Source organism: Lacticaseibacillus porcinae (assembly GCF_003946305.1).
GTDB lineage: Bacteria > Bacillota > Bacilli > Lactobacillales > Lactobacillaceae > Lacticaseibacillus > Lacticaseibacillus porcinae.
In genome coordinates this window covers 98,052-117,941 of record NZ_RHNS01000002.1, presented here as the reverse complement: position 1 = coordinate 117,941, position 19,890 = coordinate 98,052, and the positions used below count along the sequence as shown (strand labels likewise).

The 19,890-nt window shown below is 47.5% G+C and carries 19 protein-coding genes; all 19 read right to left on the bottom strand.

Annotation, left to right across the window (positions count from 1 at the left end; genetic code table 11):
• Positions 1-26 precede the first annotated feature (26 nt).
• Positions 27-554 carry a translation initiation factor IF-3 gene (infC, locus tag EKM92_RS02880; protein WP_082611841.1) on the bottom strand — a complete coding sequence of 176 codons (528 nt, stop codon included), beginning with the start codon at positions 552-554 and terminating at the stop codon, positions 27-29.
• Between the two features lie 266 nt (positions 555-820).
• Positions 821-1,606, bottom strand: a complete 786-nt coding sequence (locus tag EKM92_RS02875) for a sulfite exporter TauE/SafE family protein (RefSeq protein ID WP_125707694.1) — start codon at positions 1,604-1,606, stop codon at positions 821-823.
• An 82-nt stretch (positions 1,607-1,688) separates the two neighbouring features.
• Complete coding sequence (murQ, locus tag EKM92_RS02870; protein WP_125707692.1) at positions 1,689-2,570, bottom strand: N-acetylmuramic acid 6-phosphate etherase; 882 nt, start codon at positions 2,568-2,570, stop codon at positions 1,689-1,691.
• An 18-nt stretch (positions 2,571-2,588) separates the two neighbouring features.
• A complete protein-coding gene (locus EKM92_RS02865) occupies positions 2,589-3,425 on the bottom strand; it encodes a MurR/RpiR family transcriptional regulator (protein WP_225420711.1) in 837 nt (278 codons plus the stop codon).
• A gap of 13 nt (positions 3,426-3,438) precedes the next feature.
• Positions 3,439-3,915 (bottom strand): PTS sugar transporter subunit IIB, encoded by a 477-nt coding sequence (locus EKM92_RS02860; RefSeq protein WP_125707688.1) that lies wholly within the window; start codon positions 3,913-3,915, stop codon positions 3,439-3,441.
• Between the two features lie 17 nt (positions 3,916-3,932).
• Positions 3,933-4,748, bottom strand: a complete 816-nt coding sequence (locus tag EKM92_RS02855) for a PTS system mannose/fructose/sorbose family transporter subunit IID (protein ID WP_125707686.1) — start codon at positions 4,746-4,748, stop codon at positions 3,933-3,935.
• A complete protein-coding gene (locus tag EKM92_RS02850; protein ID WP_125707684.1) occupies positions 4,741-5,562 on the bottom strand; it encodes a PTS mannose/fructose/sorbose/N-acetylgalactosamine transporter subunit IIC in 822 nt (273 codons plus the stop codon). The genes EKM92_RS02855 and EKM92_RS02850 overlap by 8 nt, the downstream gene beginning before the upstream one ends.
• A 187-nt stretch (positions 5,563-5,749) precedes the next feature.
• The gene (rsgA, locus tag EKM92_RS02845; protein WP_125707682.1) at positions 5,750-6,814 is read right to left on the bottom strand and encodes a ribosome small subunit-dependent GTPase A; all 1,065 of its coding nucleotides are present in this window, start codon (positions 6,812-6,814) and stop codon (positions 5,750-5,752) included.
• A gap of 185 nt (positions 6,815-6,999) precedes the next feature.
• On the bottom strand, positions 7,000-8,970 hold the full coding sequence (thrS, locus tag EKM92_RS02840; protein WP_125707680.1) for a threonine--tRNA ligase: 1,971 nt from the start codon (positions 8,968-8,970) through the stop codon (positions 7,000-7,002).
• A gap of 314 nt (positions 8,971-9,284) precedes the next feature.
• A complete protein-coding gene (locus tag EKM92_RS02835) occupies positions 9,285-9,593 on the bottom strand; it encodes a DUF2628 domain-containing protein (protein WP_125707678.1) in 309 nt (102 codons plus the stop codon).
• Between the two features lie 24 nt (positions 9,594-9,617).
• Complete coding sequence (gene dnaI / locus EKM92_RS02830; RefSeq protein ID WP_125707676.1) at positions 9,618-10,538, bottom strand: primosomal protein DnaI; 921 nt, start codon at positions 10,536-10,538, stop codon at positions 9,618-9,620.
• A complete protein-coding gene (locus tag EKM92_RS02825; protein ID WP_125707674.1) occupies positions 10,538-11,899 on the bottom strand; it encodes a replication initiation and membrane attachment family protein in 1,362 nt (453 codons plus the stop codon). The genes dnaI and EKM92_RS02825 overlap by 1 nt, the downstream gene beginning before the upstream one ends.
• An 82-nt stretch (positions 11,900-11,981) precedes the next feature.
• On the bottom strand, positions 11,982-12,458 hold the full coding sequence (gene nrdR, locus EKM92_RS02820) for a transcriptional regulator NrdR (RefSeq protein WP_125707672.1): 477 nt from the start codon (positions 12,456-12,458) through the stop codon (positions 11,982-11,984).
• Positions 12,459-12,544: 86 nt separating this feature from the next.
• Positions 12,545-13,144: a dephospho-CoA kinase gene (gene coaE / locus EKM92_RS02815; protein ID WP_125707670.1), complete on the bottom strand. Its 600-nt coding sequence runs from the start codon at positions 13,142-13,144 to the stop codon at positions 12,545-12,547.
• Entirely contained in the window at positions 13,141-13,986 is an 846-nt protein-coding gene (gene mutM / locus EKM92_RS02810) for a DNA-formamidopyrimidine glycosylase (RefSeq protein ID WP_125707668.1), read from the bottom strand. The genes coaE and mutM overlap by 4 nt, the downstream gene beginning before the upstream one ends.
• An 11-nt stretch (positions 13,987-13,997) precedes the next feature.
• Positions 13,998-16,637 carry a DNA polymerase I gene (gene polA, locus EKM92_RS02805; protein WP_125707666.1) on the bottom strand — a complete coding sequence of 880 codons (2,640 nt, stop codon included), beginning with the start codon at positions 16,635-16,637 and terminating at the stop codon, positions 13,998-14,000.
• A 537-nt stretch (positions 16,638-17,174) separates the two neighbouring features.
• Positions 17,175-17,549, bottom strand: a complete 375-nt coding sequence (locus EKM92_RS02800; protein ID WP_125707664.1) for a hypothetical protein — start codon at positions 17,547-17,549, stop codon at positions 17,175-17,177.
• 211 nt (positions 17,550-17,760) lie between these two features.
• Entirely contained in the window at positions 17,761-18,468 is a 708-nt protein-coding gene (locus EKM92_RS02795; RefSeq protein WP_125707662.1) for a Bax inhibitor-1/YccA family protein, read from the bottom strand.
• 98 nt (positions 18,469-18,566) lie between these two features.
• A complete protein-coding gene (gene murC, locus EKM92_RS02790) occupies positions 18,567-19,886 on the bottom strand; it encodes a UDP-N-acetylmuramate--L-alanine ligase (protein WP_125707660.1) in 1,320 nt (439 codons plus the stop codon).
• Between the last annotated feature and the right edge of the window lie 4 nt (positions 19,887-19,890).

Sequence of the window (19,890 nt, the reverse complement as noted above, 5' to 3'; positions counted from 1 at the left end):
GATTTCCTCCTAAATAACGTTTCTGACTAATTATTTTTGTCAGCTTTTGGTGCGAGCATCAAGAACATGCTCCGCCCGTCCATCTTTGGACGAGACTCAACAACGGCGAGTTCCTTAGTGGCCTCTGCCATTTGTTCTAGAACTTTTTGACCCAAGTCCTTATGGGTAATCGCCCGGCCGCGGAAACGAACGGAAACTTTGACCTTATCCCCTTTTTCAAGGAACTTGGTGGCATTCTTCAAACGAGTGTTGAAGTCAGCCTCACCGATCGTTGGGCTCAAGCGAATTTCCTTGATGCTGATGGTTTTTTGTTTCTTGCGGGCTTCGCGTTGCTTCTTTTGTAATTCGAAGCGGAACTTCCCGAAGTCCATGATGCGCGCAACGGGTGGCTTTGCATTCGGTGATACAAGAACCAGATCCAAGTTAGCAGCTTCTGCTAACGCTAAGGCATCGCGGGTTGCCTTCACGCCGAGTTGTTCGCCGGATTCTGAAATCAAACGAACTTCACGTGAACGGATCCCCGAGTTGACCATCATATCTCGTGCTATGGCAATTCACCTCCAAAATTTTTGGAAAAAACCAAGCAAAAAGACAGCGCGAGCTTCTTTACATAGAAACTCCCGCCGTCATGGTTACCGAACATTTGCCTAGCGGTCACAATGACGTGGGCGAGAAGCGGGCGCTTCTGCTTGTTTTCTCAACGTTTAATATCATACCTGAAATGTGCAGTGGCGTCAAGAAAAAAGATTGACGCCAGAAAAATATTTTTCTGAGCCAGTGTGATTGCTTCGCTAAATCGACAGATTTTTTCTATCAGTTGTCACCAATGCATCAGCAGCTGCACCCCATTATACCCGTTGATCAAGATCACTACCAGCAACATCAATTGAAAAACGATCGTTACTTTTTCACTAGACAACACTTGACTAAGCTTAGCCCCGACAAACCCACCGACGATCGCCGCAGGAATAATGAACCATAACCGCTGCAGATCAAATTGCAGATTATCTCCGGCGATGATGATCGCGATCAACTTCGCCCCTTGCGAACAAAAAATCGTCGCCAGCGAATACACAGTTGCGAGTTTGATCGGCATCCCAAATAACAACATCAACAACGCGACATTGATCGGACCGCCGCCGATCCCTAAGAAACTCGCAAAGAATCCCAAGACTAAGCCACAACCTAATTGCCAATACCACCCATTTAACCCAAAGCTACGCCAATTGAACCGCGTATTCAAAAACGCAAACAAAATGGTGAGGATCGTCAAAATGATTTGAGCGGCTAACACCATGTGCTCAGACCACATGCTCAAACTCCAAGACAGCAACGCCTTGCCGATCACCCCACCGATCACGGCGCCTGAGGCGATCCACAGCAACATGTTGAATGACAATTTCACCCCATGTTGCAACTGTTTGCCAGTGGTCACCACAGACATTGTAAACACCGCCACCGTCGCATAAAAAGAAATCGCGGCGACAGAATCTGCACCAATCGTATCAAGCATGGGCTTGATCAACACGCCGCCGCCCATGCCAGATACGGCACCAAAGGAATTGGCGACGACGATCACTAGCGCATAAAGTAAACTAACACCCACTCGTCTCCCTCCTTACACCATTGAAAAAGCGTCGCTACCTACGCCCATGATGGGTTCAGCATCGACGCTTGCCATTCAATATTTAAATCACCGCATCCACGCGATTATCATGGGCTGCTAACAACGCTAAAGCTTCATCGCGACCAACATGTTTTTTTGCCATGACGATCGCGGCTTGAACATTATTTTCTGCTTGTTGCAACAATTCAGCCGCCGCTGCCACATCCAGGTCAAGGACTTCCATCAAGATCCCTGTTGCGCGACGCACCAGTTTCTCGTTGGTAGGTTGTACATTGATCATCAAGTTTTCGTAGACATAACCAGACTTGATCATCACCCCGGTAGAAATGGTATTTAAGACCATTTTTTGAGCGGTGCCTGCCTTCATGCGTGTAGACCCAGTGATCACTTCAGGCCCAACGACTGGGCTGATGGCAATTTGGGCAAGGTGCATCATCTCATTGTCAGCGTTGCAAGTCACTGACACAGTCAATGCCCCAATCTCATTAGCATATTCTAAAGCACCGATGGCATAAGGGGTGCGACCGCTGGCAGCGATGGCGATCACGGTGTCTCCAGGAACAAGTGCATGCGCTTTCAAATCTTCGATCGCCAAAGTTTTCGAATCTTCAGCCCCTTCAACTGCGGTGTACATGGCTTCAGCGCCGCCAGCTAACAAACCAAATGCACGCTGAGGCGACACACTATAAGTCGGGGTCAATTCGATGGCATCTAAAGCACCTAAGCGCCCAGATGTACCGGCACCCATATAAATGATCCGCCCGCCTTGCGCAAACCGTGCCGCAATAGCTTCGATGGCTTCGCCGATGGCTTGCGTTTGGGTCGCCACAGCAACGGCTACGCCTTGATCAGCTTGATTAATTGTTTCTGCGATCCCCACACCATTTAACTGATCGATATGCATGGTGTCAGGATTGCGGGATTCAGTGGTTAATTGCGTCATTGGACATTCCCACTTTCATCATTGAATTTTTAATTTGGAGACTAATTGGTTCGTCGCGATACTGGTTTGCTGCATTTTTGGCAAAGCAACTTTCACGACCCCAGCAAATAAAATGTCACAAACGATTTGCGTATGCGCACGCGACGCTAAAGCAGCTAGGCGCACCAAATGTTCAGTTTGCGGGATCATTAACGCAACATCAGTGGCTTGAGCCAATGGTGACTTGCCGTCGCTGGTCAAGCTGATCACTGGTGTGTGACGGCTTTGAGCAGACTGAGCCCCAAGCACCACTTCTTTGGTCAACCCAGAATATGAAATCGCCAATACCACATCATCAGGGGTACTTTGTGACACAAATTCTAAATTCATGTGGGCATCCGTTTCATATACGGTAGGTTTGCCATAGCGATTCAGGCGATGATACAAGTCATACGCCACTAAGCCTGAGGTCCCAACGCCGAGGATATAGATCCGCTTGGCTTGCTGCAACAAGGCGATCGCATGATCCACCGCTGTTGTCTCCAAGGTTTCTTTTAAACTTTCAGTCGCATCCCGATACAATTGCAAAACCTTTTGTTCAAGTGACGCCCCAGTGTCAGCAGCGTCCACCACCAACTCGACTGAGTGTTCGTTATGGGCGATTTGTTGGGCGACATAAACCCGCATTTCATCCATGCCGCTGTAATCTAAACATTGGGCAAAACGAATGATCGTCGCCGCCGATACGCCGATGCGCGCTTCTAACTCATGGCTAGAAGAATTGATGAACGCTTGCGGGTCGGCCAATAAATAATCGGCGATCTGCTGCTGTTTTTTACTCATGGTTTTGTATTGTTGTTGAACACGATCGAATATGATAATTTTTCACCTACTTAATTAATGTTTCGATGTCAGCGTCGCTTTCAGTTGGGACCATTTGGGCCGTGACTTTGACCCCATGGGCTTTGATGGCCTTAATGTCTTCAATGTCTTGGGCGTTTAAATAAACCGAGGGCTTGATGGCCTTAGCGCCGTCGTGATTAGCAATGTTGCCGATGTTTAAGGCGTCCACTTTAATGCCACCATCGATCAACGCCCGCATATCTTGAATGCTTTGGGTCAGTAAAAAGACGCGCTCGTCGTCATACTTCCCATTGGTCAAGCTGATCAACGCCCTTCTGATGGACATGATCACCAATTTCACCCCAGTGGGCCGCGCTAATTTTAAAGCAGCGATTTGCATGTCGTCGTGAACCGCATCGTCATTGATCACCGCAATGCGATCGGCTTTCGTCAATCGCGACCACACTGTCGCCACTTGCCCGTGGATCAACCGTTGATCCACGCGTGCATGAATAATTGCCATGTGACTGCTCCTTTCGCTTAAAACAACCCTGCGATACCGTTAACGATATTAGTCAAATTCCCTAACACCATTCCCAAGGCGATCAATACAAAAATCAACTTGGTGGAATTCATTGACTTTTTCCCTAATAACCAATAAGACAACAACACGATCCCCAGTGGCAACAGCCCTGGCATGATTTGATTGAGCATATCTTGGGCGTTCAAGGTCACTTTACCCATGGTGTACTTCAAATCAAGGGTGTACGTGATCACTGATGGGATCAACGCACCGACCACTGACAACCCAAGGATCGATGCCGCATTGGTCAAGGTCTTCATTTGTTCCGCGAATTCTGTTGCCAACCGCGCGCCTTGCTTGTAGCCGACGCCAGTAAACCAATAACGCAATACCAACAGTAAGATCCCGCCAACCACTGGCAACAACAACCCAACTGGTGAACCTGACAATGCCATATATGCGGCAATGGAGAAAATGATCGTCCGATAAATCGCTAAGAATAAGGTATCACCGACCCCAGCAAGTGGGCCCATTAACCCGGTTTTCAACCCAACGATAGCTTCTTCATCTTGCATCCCAGTCGCTTCTTCGATCCCGATATCCGCACCAATGATCAAATGTGACATGGGTTGTGAAGTGTTGAAGTAGCCTAAGTGAGTCTTTAACGCCTTTTTCATTTCATCAGGTTTGTCGCCATAAAGTTTTTTGAGGACTGGCATCATGACCCATGAATACCCCAGCCCTTGCATCCGTTCGTAGTTCCATCCCCATTGTAAACCGAAGATGTTACGCCAATAAACCTTTTTAATATCTTTGGCATCGAGTTTAGTCATTGACTTCTACCTCCTCATCTGCGTAGAGATCACTTGGATCGGCTTTGGCTGCAGGTTTTGGTGCTGGCGCTGCCGGTTGCGTTTTGTTGGCGTTCATCATATAAACACCAGCAGCCGCTAACCCTAATAAGGCGACGCCAAGAATGGAGAATGTCTTGGAGAAATACGCCATCAACACAAATCCAATAATGAAAAATGGCCAATAAGACTTCAGTGGCAAGTACCGCATTAAAATCGCGATCCCCATTGCTGGTAAAATCATCCCGGCAGCTTTCAACCCCATCATGAACCATGCTGGAATGAAGGTGTTGATCGCATTGACCACGGCTTGGCCAAAGACTAAACCGACCACCACTGGAATGACCCGTGACAAGATCCAAGGCACCATGCCCCAAATATTTTGCCGTTCAACGCCGCGATAGTTCCCTTCAGCGGCGAAGTGATCAGCGCGATGTTGGAAGAACATGTTCGCCATCCGCGCTAAAATATCTAATTGCGTCAACAACAAACCGATCGGCACCGCTAACCCGATGCCATATTCTGCGCCTTTGCCAGCGATGATCGCATAAGCGGTCCCCATGATCGAGCCGGTCAAGAAATCTGGCACCGTTGCCCCACCATAAGTTGCCACCCCTAACGTCATCAATTGCAACGTCGCCCCGACGATCAACCCGGTTTTTAAATCACCCATGATCAAACCGGTCACTGCACCACCAAAAATTGGAGAATAAGGGCCAATCTGTATCGAGATCTGGTCAAGTACCGCGATCGCGACATACAGACTCAATGCAAAAATCACAACTATTGAGACCATGTTGAGTCCTCCTCAAAAAATGAATAATGGAATTTATCGACACCGTCAGTATAAATGAAAGCGGTTATATTTGCAACGATTTTTCGATATTTAATCGTATGAAATAGTTTTATGAAATATTATTGCATTTATTCACTGAGTCCACCCCACCAAAAAAGCCAGGCACTGGGCCTGACTTCACAAAACTTCAGTATTTTTGATGATGACGACTGGCTTTGCGGACAGCTTGCATTTGTTTCTTGCTACCAAACATCCGCTTGATTTTTGCTTGTTCACGGGCTTTGCCACGCAACTGAGTATTAACTGAGGCTTCTTGTTGCAACTCTTGGTAACTTCTCAACCGCGTCGCATCGACTTCACCTGTCGCGATTGCCGCTTGCACCGCACAGCCTGGTTCTTGTTGATGCGTGCAGTCACTGAAGCGACAATGTTGTGCCAACTGGACAATATCGTCAAACGTGGCCGCTACGTCGGCATCCATTAATCCGAGTTCCCGCATCCCCGGTGTATCGATCACAATACTTTGATTGGGTAAAACCATTAATTGCCGAGTAGTGGTGGTGTGGCGCCCATGTGAGTCACTGGCCCGCACAGCTTGCGTTTCACCGACCACTTGATGACTTAAGTGATTGATCAAGGTGGTTTTCCCAACACCAGAAGACCCGATCAACGCATAAGTTTGACGCGGCTGCATGAAATTCGCTAACTCAGCTAACCCATCAGCACGCGTCGCATCACAAATGATCACTGGCGTTTGCGGCGGCAACACTGCATCAACTTCGGCAAGTTGTGCAGACAGGTCACGGGCTTGATCGGCTTTGGTCAATACCACTGACGGCTTGGCACCACTAGCTGCGGCAACGGCCAAATAACGCTCTAAACGCCGCACATTAAAATTATGATCCAACGCCATGCATAACAACAACCAATCAATATTAGCCGCCACCAGTTGTGCATCAATTTGACGTCCCGCCGTCTTTCGCAAAAAGACACTGTGACGTTCATTTAATCGTTCAATGTAGGCAACGTCTTCGCGATTTGCTGGGAGCCGCAATTGTACCCAATCGCCAACAGTTGGCAAGTCTTCTGCCGTCATCGCGAGGTTCCGCAAGCGCCCTGAGATTTCGGCGTGAAAACGCCCAAATTCAGTGACCACGGTGAACGTTTGATGACTGACGGTGATGACGCGACCTAAATTCAAACCCGCAGTGACAACTTGTGATTCAGTATTTCCATATTCAGATAAATTCAATGTGTGTTCCTCCAAAACGCGGAGGAAGGCTACTTTATGCCGTCCTCCAGTAACGAGACAACACCTTTTACAATTGGCAACATAAGCATATTTCCTTTCAGTGATTAATTTAAGTATCGCAAATCGCCGAGATCACTGCAAGCAAAAAGCCAAGCACGAGGCTTGGCTTCTTGATCAAACTAAAATTAGTCGCCTAAAACTTTCTTGGCTTCACTAGGTTTGCGGGAACCATCGCGAGAGTAGTTCTTGACTTCTGCTTCCACAGAATCGATGAACATGTTAGCAGGTTCTTCTTCAGAATCAGCTTCACCATAACGACGAACTGAAACTGTCGCAGAAGCTAATTCCTTGTCGCCGACAACAATAGTGTATGGTACTTTGCGAGTTTGGGCTTCGCGGATCTTGTAGCCCATTTTTTCGTTGCGATCGTCGATTTCAACCCGTAAGCCGGCATGCAGCATCTTCTTCTTCAAGTCTTCAACGTATGCTTGATGAGCGTCTGCAACAGGGATCAAGATGGCTTGAGTTGGGGCTAACCAAGTTGGGAAGGCACCTTTGTAGATTTCAGTTAAGTAAGCGATGAAGCGTTCCATCGTGCCGACAACACCACGGTGGATCATAACTGGACGATGTTCTTGACCGTCTTTGCCGACATAAGTCAAGCCAAAGCGTTCTGGCAACATGAAGTCTAATTGGATCGTCGACATAGTTTCGTCGTTACCCAAAGCAGTCTTGGTTTGGATATCAAGCTTTGGACCGTAGAAAGCAGCTTCGCCTTCTGCTTCGTAATAGTCCAAACCAAGATCGTCCATGGCCCCTTTTAACATGGTTTGAGAACGGGTCCACATTTCTTCATCATCAAAGTACTTTTCCGTGTTCTTAGGATCGCGGTAAGACAAGCGGAACGTGTAATCGTTGATGTTGAAGTCTTCGTAAACATCCATGATCAAACGCAAGATCTTCTTGAATTCTTCTTGGATCTGGTCTAACGCAACGAAAGTGTGGCCATCGTTAAGCGTCATTTCACGAACACGTTGCAAACCAGACAAGGCACCGGACTTTTCATAACGGTGCATCATGCCAAGTTCAGCGATCCGCAGTGGCAATTCGCGGTAAGAACGGATGTGATGCTTGTAAACTTGGATATGAGATGGGCAGTTCATTGGGCGGAGTTCAAGCATTTCGCCATCGCCCATGTCCATTGGTGGGAACATGTCTTCGCGGTAGTGATCCCAGTGACCAGAAGTCTTGTACAAGTCCAAGTTTGCTAAAATTGGGGTGTAAACATGTTGGTAACCATCGGCAAGTTCTTTGTCGATGATGTAGCGTTCGATCACGCGACGGATGGTGGCACCATTTGGCATCCAGTATGGCAAGCCAGCACCAGCTTTAGGATCAACGAAGAACAAGTCCAAGTCACGGCCAATGTTACGGTGGTCACGTTCTTTAGCTTCAGCACGACGCTTGGCATCTTCTTCAAGATCAGCAGCTTTGTAGTACGCGGTCCCATAGATCCGTTGCAACATTGGGTTGGAAGACTTGCCTTCCCAATAAGCACCAGCAACACTTAACAAGTCAAAATGCTTCAAGTCTTTCAAAGATGGCAACAAAGCCGCTTCTTCAAAGTCGAAGAAATCACCAAGTTGGAAGCCTTTAACGTCGCCATCTAAAGCTTCAACCAGTTGCTTTTTGAAAGGTTCGTTAGCAAAGTAAGCTAAAGCTTCGTCATGGGATAACGTCTTTGAAGCAATTGGGGCGTTAGCTTTAACGATTTCAGCCATTTTGGCTTTGATCGCTGGCAATTGGTCAACAGTCAATTGGCCGTTGTCTTTGTCAGTGTCGTAGAAGAAACCATCAACTTGTGCTTCGCCTTGGCCTAAGCGGACTTCTGGGAACAAGTCTTTGATCGCTGAAGCTAATACGAAAGTAGCCGTTTGGCGAAGCACTTCTAAGCCGTCTTCAGAATCTTTGGTGACGATTTCCAGTTCAGCATCTTCGTTTAACGCTGTATCTAAGTTAACAAGCTTGCCGTTGAGTTTGCCGGCGACGGCTTTTTTCCCGAGGCTGATGGCGATGGACTTGGCAAAATCTAATACGCTGATGCCGGCTTCGGCTTCACGTACGGATTTGTCTGGTAACGTAATTGCAATTGACATATGATTTTCCCCTTTGAATTATTCAGAAGTACAAAAAAGTCCCGGACGTCATTACTGACATCCGGGACGATTACACTAATCGCGGTTCCACCCGACTTGAAAGCACGCAAAATGCTTTCCTCTTTGTGCGTTATCCCAGCACGGGTCGAAAGAAATCCGAGAAGCGGTGCGGATCAGGTCGTGTGGCGTTTTCAGATGGGCGCCAGCTCTCTGTTTATGATCCTTGTAACTCCTGTCTTCGATACTTAGATTAAACCACGATAAAGCGGTGGTGACAACCCTAAATTGAAAAACTTTTTGAAAAAGTGGTCACATTACCCGATGAAACCCCGTTGACGAAGCAAATCAGCGCTGGTTTGATCCGTCGGCCGATAACCCTGTTTCAACAAGTCATTGATGTAGATCTTGTTGTAAATGATCGCAAAAATAATCGAAATGATCGACACCGAGATCCCCCAAGTGAAAGTCCCAGTCACAATTTGTAACACCGCGACGATCAACGCCCACTTCCAGTCCCCGCGGAATAACGCTGGGAAGAACCCGAAGAAAAACGTGGTCCAAGACCATCCGATTTTGACATCTTTGACTTGGTGCGTTGAATCATTGGTTAAACTTGCGTGCATAATAACTCCTCCAAAAAATGATGGTTAGCCGTTACGACGGTCAATGCCGCCGACAGCAATTTCAGTGGCGAGAAATTGGATCCGCGCCATGATCCGTGACGCTTTCATCGCTTCATTGTCGCCGCGATCGGCGCCAGCTAAAAAGCGATTGAGCTCGGCCATGGTTTTGTTGCTGGAGAACAGCGTCGGCAATTCTTCTTGCATGCGATATTGCAAAATGATCCCCAACACTTCATCGCGGAACCATGGGCTTAACGCTTCAGCACCGATATCATCAAGCATCAACACTGGTGCCACTTTGATCGCATTAATTTTCGCCAACACTGAATTTGATTGGATCGCATTTTTCATTTCCACTGCATAAGTTGGGACATGTAACAATGTCGAGCCGACGCCTTGTTCCGCAAGTTCATTAGCGATGGCGCCAAGCAAATAAGTTTTCCCAACGCCAAAAGGTCCAGTCAAATACAACCCTTTGTGAAAATCATGGGGTTGATCGGCGACGGCGACGGTAAATTGCACCGCTGCTTGTAAGGCGTCTGCGCGATCTTTGTCATCATACATGGCAAGGTTAGCATGTTGAATCGCTTTAGGCATATTGATGGCATTGATCAACCGCTTTTGATCGGCAAGTTTATCCAAAGCTTGTTTCTCGGCAGTCGGTTCATAAGCCAAATCGATTTGACCGTTAGATACGACGAGTTCTGGTTGATAGCCAGGGGCAAAGCTCGCGATCCCTTTCAATCGTTTGTCGCGTTCATTGACAAATTCATAGATTTTCGCCGCCCCACGCCGCGTTGCATCTGCGGCGAGTTCGTCTTTGTGTTCCCGCAAAAACGCTTGGACTTCAGGATCTGCCGCCGCTTTATTGATGGTGTCGTGAAAGGCGCCAGTCAAATGACGTTGATCCATTAATTTTTGTAATTCTGCATGCATGTCTTTCATCAGGATTCAGATCCTTTCTTCCGCATGGCTTTGAGGCGATCCAATCCCGCTTGGATCGATTGTTTGCTTTGCACCGATACTGGTTTGGACACCGGTTGATAATCTGGCTTCATCCAATCAGGGGTTTCTTCTTGACGATTTGGCCGCTTACCTCGCGTATTTTTAACTGGCTGTTGCGCTTCTTTGCGAATTTGCAAAATCGCTGACTCAGGGGTCGTGACATTCGCCGTGATCCACCGTTGTACAAAACCATTGAGGAGTGCTTGGCTTAGCGAATCGTAACTACGCAATACGTAATCGATCAAAATATTCACTGTTGCATCTGGGAACACATGCCGCGTCAACAACTCCCGCAACGCATAAGTTTCGTTGCTGGCGGCATAAGCCCGAGAGTTTTTCGCCTTTTTGGTATTTTCCAAAAACGTCCGTGGCGCTTGGGTGTTGGCACGCTTCAACAAATCTGCTTCTTGCGACGTCAGGTCTTTGATCGTCGGTGGTGCCGGGGTTGCGGCTGGTTGTTGGGTCTTTTGATCTGAAAACGCTGGTTTGTCAGCTTTTCGATAAGATTGTTCGATAAACTGCCGGAGTTGCCTCATGTTGAGTTTTCCAGTCATCGGCTCGATGGCTTTGCGAATTTGAAGCGAGAATTCTGGCACTTCCAACCCGTAAAAGCGCGCCATTTCATATAACGCAGCGCGATTTTTATCGAGTTCACCGGCTTGCAAGGTGGTGCGGGCCAACGTTGATGCCAGCAACTCCCAATCATAGCCACCATCATCATCTAAGCTAACTGTAGGTGTCGCCTTCAACGCTAAAGCTTGTTGCGCTTGGATCGCAGCCTTTGGGGTTGCCAGCACATTGGTCAAATGATACACATCTAAGAAATTCGCGGACACTTCTTGCCAATCATCGCGGCGGACTGGATGCAAGGCAAATTCTTGCGCAAGTTCCGTGTAACGGGCATCCCCGACGCGATCATACAACAACATCCCTAACAAATCGTCATTGAAAAAGGCTTGCGGTGACACTGGTGCATATAACTCATAGGCATAATAGCGACTGATGGCATCAGTCGTGGTGTAAGTTTTCATTAAACCCACCGCTTCAAGATGCACCCGCGCGTCATACAAAGTGTCCACGCCGATGTTCAATAAATCTAACAATCGCGTTTGCGAGCGACGATCAGACACCAGCGGCCGCGGCTTAGCTTCTTGCCACAAACTTAAATACAACGCCATCGCCACAGGTCCGACTAGCGGTTGATACAAGCTGACGGCGACGTGTTGGTCGACGTTGCTAAAATATGTGGCTTGGGCGACGAGATAGTCGTCTTGGGCCATAAAATTTTGTGGACGTTCCATATTCACGCCTCCTTTCAACAAAACACGCCCGCCTAGTCGACCCTGAGATCAGGATCTGCAAGGCGAGCGCATGTCGCAAAAATTACTTGTCTTCGTCTGAAGATTTTTCTTTGTTCATCATGTCTTGAAGTTCTTGCATGAACACCGACATGTCTTTGAACTGGCGATACACGCTGGCAAAACGAATATAAGCCACATCGTCGACATCTGAGAGTTTGCTCATCACATATTCCCCGATGGCTTGGCTTGAAACTTCATTTTCCCCGATGGCGCGCAACTTGTTTTCGACTGATTCAACGATGCCTTGCATTTGCTCCATGGTCACAGGACGCTTTTCAGCGGCACGGATCAACCCTTTAAGGATCTTCTCACGGTTGAATTCTTCGCGGGTCCCGTTCTTTTTAATGACCAGCAACGGCGTTTGTTCAACGCGCTCAAAAGTCGTGAAACGAAAACCGCAATTTTCGCATTCACGCCGCCGCCTGATCGCTTTGCCGCCGTCGGTTGGCCGTGAGTCAACGACGCGACTACTATTGTGATGACAATGTGGGCACTGCACGCAAAACACCTCTTATCCGTTTTCAATTATTATAACACAGCCTTACCGGCAGTTTCACTAAGGCTGCAAACTAAACCGCACTTAGCCTACTTCCCAGTTAAATGTTTGATCAGCTGGGTCACTTGCACTTCACGCATTTGTTGCCCCAGCGAATTGTCGATCACAAAATCCGCTTTGGCGACTTTTTGTGGCAACGGCATTTGTGACGCGATCCGTGCTTGTGCTTCGTCAACCGTTAACCCGTCGCGTTCAATTAGACGTTGTAATTGCAGTTTTGGCGTAATGTTCACCACCGCAACCCCGTCAAAGTAATCTTCCCACTGGGTTTCATACATCAACGGAATATCGCCTACCACCAAATCAACGCCGCTGGCCACGGCTTCGTCTAACGCTTGAGTCAGCGCCACGCGAATGTAAGGATGTTCGATGGCATTGAGATCCGCCAAAGCTTGGGGATGTCCGAAAACTTTCGTCCCTAACGCTTTGCGATTCAACGAGCCGTCACTTTCGATCACATCACGACCAAAGCGCAAAGCGATTTTTTTCAACGCTAAGGAATTCGGTTCCACGATTTGTCTGGCAATCACGTCTGCGTCGATCACTGGGTACCCTGCTTGTTCAAATAATTCAGACACGGTACTTTTACCGCTGGCGATCCCGCCAGTTAACCCTAATTTATACGTCAATGGATCACACGCTTTCTCAAAACTTGACATTGCGGGCAGTAATGCGTCCCACGTTGGCCGACTTTTGTTTTTACGATCTCAGTCCCACAACGCGGACAAGGCGTGCCTTGTTTGCCGTAAACTCGTAACTTATCTTGAAATCCACCAGTCCGGCCATCTGCTGAAACAAAAGTATGTACCGTGGTGCCGCCGAGTTTGATCGACTCGCCAAGCACTGCGATGATTTGGTCATGCAACGCATTTGCTTCTGAACGTTTTAAGGTGCAGGCCGGCTGCATCGGATTGATCTTGGCCCGCCACAAGGTTTCGTCTGCGTATATATTGCCGACACCAGCGACAACGTTTTGATCGAGGATCACGGATTTAATCGGCTTTTTGTGTTTTTGCAACGTTTGGTAAAAGTCGTCAGCGTCAAAAGTTTCCACAGTGGGTTCAGGCCCCATCGTTTTCAAGCCGCCAACCTGCATTTCAGAACCAGTGTCACACAACTGCATGCGACCAAACTTCCGCATATCCAAATACCGCAGCTGACTGCCATCGGTAAAGTCAAACCACACATGCAAAAATCTTGCCGGTGGCTCGTCTGCCGTGGGTGCCAGTTGGTATTTGCCTTCCATCCGTAAATGCGACACTAACGTTACGTCGTTATCAAAGCGCAGCAACAAATATTTCCCGCGCCGATCCACTGCGGTCACTGTTGCGCCGTCTAGGGCTTTGGTAAACGTCGACAAGCCACCAACTAAAATTTTCTCCCAGTTGGTGTGGACACCACATACGGTTTTACCCACCACAAGTTCAGATAATGAACGGCGGACATTTTCAACTTCTGGTAATTCCGGCATATGACTCCTTTCTACTTGGCGTCAAACCAAGTGGGACCATATGAACTTTCCACTTTCAACGGCACATCCAAGTCAACAGCAGAATCCATCACTTTTGGTACCAGCTTGCCGAGGATCGGCATTTCTTCTTCAGGCCCTTCAAAGATCAATTCATCATGGACTTGCAGTAACATGCGACTTTGCAAGTTTTGTTCTTTAAGCATTTGTTGCATGCGGATCATCGCCACTTTGATGATATCTGCGGCAGAGCCTTGAATTGGGGTATTCATCGCGGTACGTTCAGCAAATTGCCGCAAGTTGAAGTTACGAGAGTGAATTTGATCGAGGTAGCGGCGACGATGGAATAAGGTTTCCACAAAACCGGTGTCACGCGCTTGGGCCACCATTTTATCCATGTATTCCCGCACTTTTGGATATTGTTCAAAATAGCCATCGATAAAGGCTTTAGCTTGACGGCGGGTGATCCCGATGTTTTTAGCCAATCCAAAATCGGAGATCCCATACACGATCCCAAAGTTCGTCGCTTTGGCTTGACGGCGCATGTCAGGCGTCACTTGATCTGGCGATTCCAAGCCGAAGATCTTCATCGCCGTGTTGGCATGAATATCGCGATCTTCTTTAAAGGCTTCTTGCATATTCGCGTCACCAGAAATATGCGCAAGCACCCGCAATTCGATTTGTGAATAGTCAGAACTGAAGATCTGCCAGCCCTCATGTGATGGGACGAAAGCTTTGCGGATCAACTTGCCATCCCCACGTGCCGGAATATTTTGCATGTTCGGGTCAACTGAAGACAAGCGACCAGTTTGCGTCAAGGTTTGCAAATAGCGGGTGTGGATCTTTTGATCAGGGAGTTGTGCTTTCAGCAACCCTTTGACATAAGTGGATTGCAACTTCGACACTGCGCGATAATCTAAAATGTCTTTAACGATCGGATAATCATGCGCGAGTTGTTCCAACACATCGACACTGGTGGAGTAGCCAGTTTTCGTTTTCTTGATCACTGGCAAGCCGAGTTTTTCAAATAACACTTCACCCAATTGCTTTGGTGAATTCAAATTGAATTCTAGCCCTGCTTGACCATAGATTTTTTCTTGTAAAACTTTGATCGATTGTTCATATTGTTCACCCATCGCCTGCAGTGTCTTGGCTTCAAGGGTGATGCCGACTGCTTCCATGGCTGCGAGTACGCGAGCCAGGGGCATTTCCATATCAGTAAATAACCCTGATTGATCATGATCAGCTAAGTCTTGCGTCAAATGCGGCCGCAAACTCAACAATGCTTGAGCTTTGCGGGCAAAATGACTAAAGAGTTGTTCTTCATCAGGTACCGCGAGTTTAGCGCCTTTGCCATATACATCTTCGTCAAATTCCAAGGTGTAGTCGTGATCTTGGGCGATTTGGCCGAGGTCGTTGGCATTTTGATCAGGATTCAACAAATAAGATGCCAGCAACACGTCGAAATCAACGGGATCGAGATCTAGGTTAAACTTCTTGGCGGCGATCAAATTCCGTTTTAAATCAAACACCGTGATGTGATCGCGGGCATTCAACCAGGTTTGCACTGGTGGCAACGACAACAACGTCGCATCAGCAGAGACGTATACTTCAGATTCAGTGCCGACAAACCAACCGATCGGCTCTGCGGTGTGATAGTTCTCGGTCAACATTTCAATTTCAAATGCGATCGGTTCATCGACTGCTAACAATTGATCGAGGTTGGCATCAGAAATCACCACATAATGGGCTTTTGGTTGCACGGCAGGTGCTTGTTTGTTGAGCTTATTCAATGCTTGGCGCATGTCCAAGTCCGTGTAAAAGGTCCGCAATTTATCGATATCAGGGCCAGTGTACTTGGTATCATCCAACCCCACGGCGATCGGCGCATCTCGTCTGATCGTCGCCAAGTCTTTGCTCATGAAAGCATCATCTTTGCCTGCAATCAATTTGTCTTTCATTTTCGATTTTTTTAGGTCATCGATGTTGTCATATAACCCTTCGATCGAACCGAATTGATCGAGCAACTTCAATGCTGTCTTGGGGCCGATGCCTTGGACCCCGGGATAATTATCTGAAGTGTCACCCATCAACCCTTTCATGTCGATGAATTGTTTTGGCGTGACACCGACTTTTTCTTTGAGATATTCAGGCGTGAAGGCTTCTAGTTCTTTGACGCCTTTTTTTGTCACTTGAACGGTGACATGATCAGTCGCTAGTTGCGTTAAATCACGATCGCCAGTGATGACAGTGGTTTCCCAACCGGCAGCTTCTGCTTGCTTGGCCAAGGTGCCGATAATATCATCAGCTTCCCAATCTTGCAATTCGTAATGCGCCATGCCGTGATCATCAAGCAAGGTTTTGACTAATGGTAATTGTTCCAACAATTCTTGCGGCGCGCGATCGCGGTTGCCTTTGTAATCACTAAATTTTTTCGTCCGAAAGGTCCCACCAGAGCGGTCGAAGGCCACCATGATGTTATCTGGTTGGAATTGATCAATCAGCGAATCCAACATGTTGTTAAAGGTGAACACCGCATTGGTATGCACCCCATCTTTGTTGGTAAATTTATCAAGTTGATTATATAACGCATAAAACGCGCGAAATGCCATGGAATTGCCGTCGATCAGCAACAATTTTGTTTTGTCGGCCATGATAGTCCTCCTCAAAAGTCCTACGCTTATTGTACCAGATTTAAGAGCTAACAAAACTAGGCTGTGACATAACTCAATTTCATCTTTGACCGTGGAAATGATGTCCGGCAGCGTGAGTGTTTCAGCAAACTATGCCAATATGCTGACTTTGCAGCGCCGTTCACAAAATCAAACATTGTATCAAAGAAGTATAGCGTGTTACGTAGCCGTCAGGTGACAGTGGGCTAGCGTAGTGGAGGAACTGAAATCATCGAACGTGGCAGAAATTTTAGCTAAGACAGCGGGTTTCTGGCTTAGCTAATATTTCAGGTAAATTTCAAGACAAGCGGTTTTCTTGGCTTGAAATGCGGTGTAAAAACGTAGCATCGGCGCTTTTTGCCGATCTCTACGCCGGAAAGGCATGCCACGTGAGATGACTTCAGTTCCGCAACGGAGCTAGCCCACTGTCGCCTGGTGGCAGCATAAAACACTATCGATGCCGGACAACGATAGTAAAACGAGCCTCAGACGAATTATGTCTGAGACTCGCGACAACGCTCACGTCCGCGGTGGCATGTAGCGGTTGAATTGATCTAGGACTTGAGTCTCGGTTAAACTCAAATGTCCGCTATGGGCCATAAACCGTAAATACAAGCTGATGCACAACAAGCGAATGAACGCTTCATGATCTGCCGTGGGACTTCCCTCTGCCCAGTCAGGATTTAATACTGCCATCGCTTGATGGAATTGATAAGCTGGAACTTGTTCAATCACCACATCTTGGATCTGACTTAATGCCTGCGCAAAATCTCTGATTGCCGAGTCGATTTCGGCATCTGACACATTTAAAAACCGCAACGCCAACAGCGCTGGGACTTGATTAAACGCTGGTAGCGTTTGTTCCACACTGGCTTCTAACACTGAGTTTGCCATAACCTTCCCCTCCCAGAAAAAAACTTTCACTGGTGACGGCTTCAGTGTAATCGCATGGGTGGTGTGACCCTAATTTAACGCCACAATTTTCAATCAGCGAATCAACCAAATCCAAGCATTCCCTTGTCGGCCGTGGACTTGGTGATTTTTCCTCGGCGGCGCTTACGCCACAAAAAAACACCTTCATCTCATGATGAAAGTGTTGATTTGATTAACGATTATCAGAAACTCCGAAGATCTGTAAAATCACCATGAACAAGTTGAGGAAGTCCAAGTACAACATCAAAGCCCCTTGAACGGCCAAACTTGAGGTGTTAACGGCAAAGCTACCGTCACCAGAAGCGGTCATGTAAATGCGCTTCAATGCTTGCGTATCAGCAGCAGTCATGATGATGAAGGCGATCAAGATCACATATGAGATCAGCATGGACATCATGCTGGAGCCCATGAACATGTTGATGATGGTCAACACGATGGCACCGATCAATGCGGCTAAGGCATAGCGCCCGACCATCGACAAGTTCTGATGAGTGGTGCGACCAACTGCGGACATCGTGAAGAAGATGACGGCAGTGACCACCAGTGAGATCCCAATGTTAGCAGCTGGATAAATGATCCACACCGACGCTAACGTGAACCCATAGCTGGCAGCCATCAACCCAAACATCACGCGGGCGTAAGCAGGCGATTCTTGACCGCGGCGACCGGAGATCATAAACATTAAGATCAATGGTAAGAAAGTTGCCACCAGGAACAAAATGCGGTTAGAAGCAATGAAGTTCCCATATTGGACTTGGAACACATTTCCTAATAAATAACTGATCAAAGCAGTGATCAATAAACCACCGCCCATGGTACTGTAGACTTTCGCAAAGAAAGTGGAAAGCCCAGTATCATTGACAACACGACGTTCTTGCATCGAATCGTCTCCTTTCGTCTTAGCTTTAAAAAACATTATAGCGATAAAATGACAACTTGTCAGTTGGACTTAAGACCGATATCGCTTGATGTCATAAATTATTTAAGTTCACCATGGGATAACAAGTCTTCAAACGCGACTTCATACTTTTGAATATCGCCGGCACCCATGAAGACAAACACGGCGTTATCATAGTCTAGCAATGCAGACATGTCGTCTAACTTGATCACTGCACCAGGCTTGGTGACTTTGGCTTGTAAGTCTTCAGCAGACACAGAGCCAGAGGTTTCACGGGCACTGGTGAAAATTGGGGTCACATAAACGGCGTCAGCTTTGCTTAACGTTTCCGCAAATTCATCCAAGTAAGCGATGGTGCGTGAGAACGTATGGGGTTGGAAGACGGCAACGACTTGTTGATCAGGATACTTTTGACGGGCGGCATCTAATGTGGCTTTGATTTCTGATGGATGGTGCGCGTAATCGTCAATGATCACAGCGTTGGCCATTTTCTTTTCAGAGAAGCGGCGTTTGACGCCTGAGAAGCTGGCGAGTTCGCGAGCGATGAAGTCGGCGTCGAGTTTTTCAGTATAGGCAACGGCAACCACTGCCAAGGCGTTGAGGACACTGTGTTCCCCAAATAATGGCACATGGAAGTGACCGATCAATTCATTGTGATGGAAGGCATCAAAGCTTGAACCAGTGGTGGTGCGGGTGACATTTTTAGCGATGAAGTCATCAGTGTCTTTAGTCCCGTAGTAATATACAGGCACATCAGCATGGATCTTCCGCAACCATTCGTCATCCCCCCAAGCAAAAATCGCTTTTTGTACTTGTTCGGCTTCAGTTTGAAAGGCAGAGTAGACGTCTTCGATACCGGTGTAGTAATCAGGATGATCAAAATCGATGTTGGTCATGATCAAGTAATCTGGGGAATAGGCTAAGAAGTGACGGCGATATTCATCAGCTTCAAACACGAAGAACTTGGAATCAGGGGTGCCTTTACCAGTGCCGTCGCCAATCAAATAAGAAGTTTTGTCGATCCCGCTTAAAGTGTGGGCCAGCAAACCAGTGGTGGAAGTCTTACCATGAGCGCCGGCAACCCCGATGGAGGTGTAAGGCTTCATCAATTCACCGACGAATTGGTGGTAGCGATAGAACTTCAAGCCCAGTTCATGTGCCTTGACGACTTCTGGATGCTCGTCTGTGAAGGAATTCCCACAGATCACTGTGTAGCCAGGCTTTAAGTTTGCAGGATCAAATGGCAACATTTCGATGCCGGCTTGGGCTAAGCCACGTTGGGTGAACGTGTACTGGGTGATATCAGAACCTAATACAACGTTTCCCATGTCATGCAAGATCAATGCTAATGCAGACATGCCAGAACCTTTAATACCAATAAAATAATACGTTTGAGTCATTGTT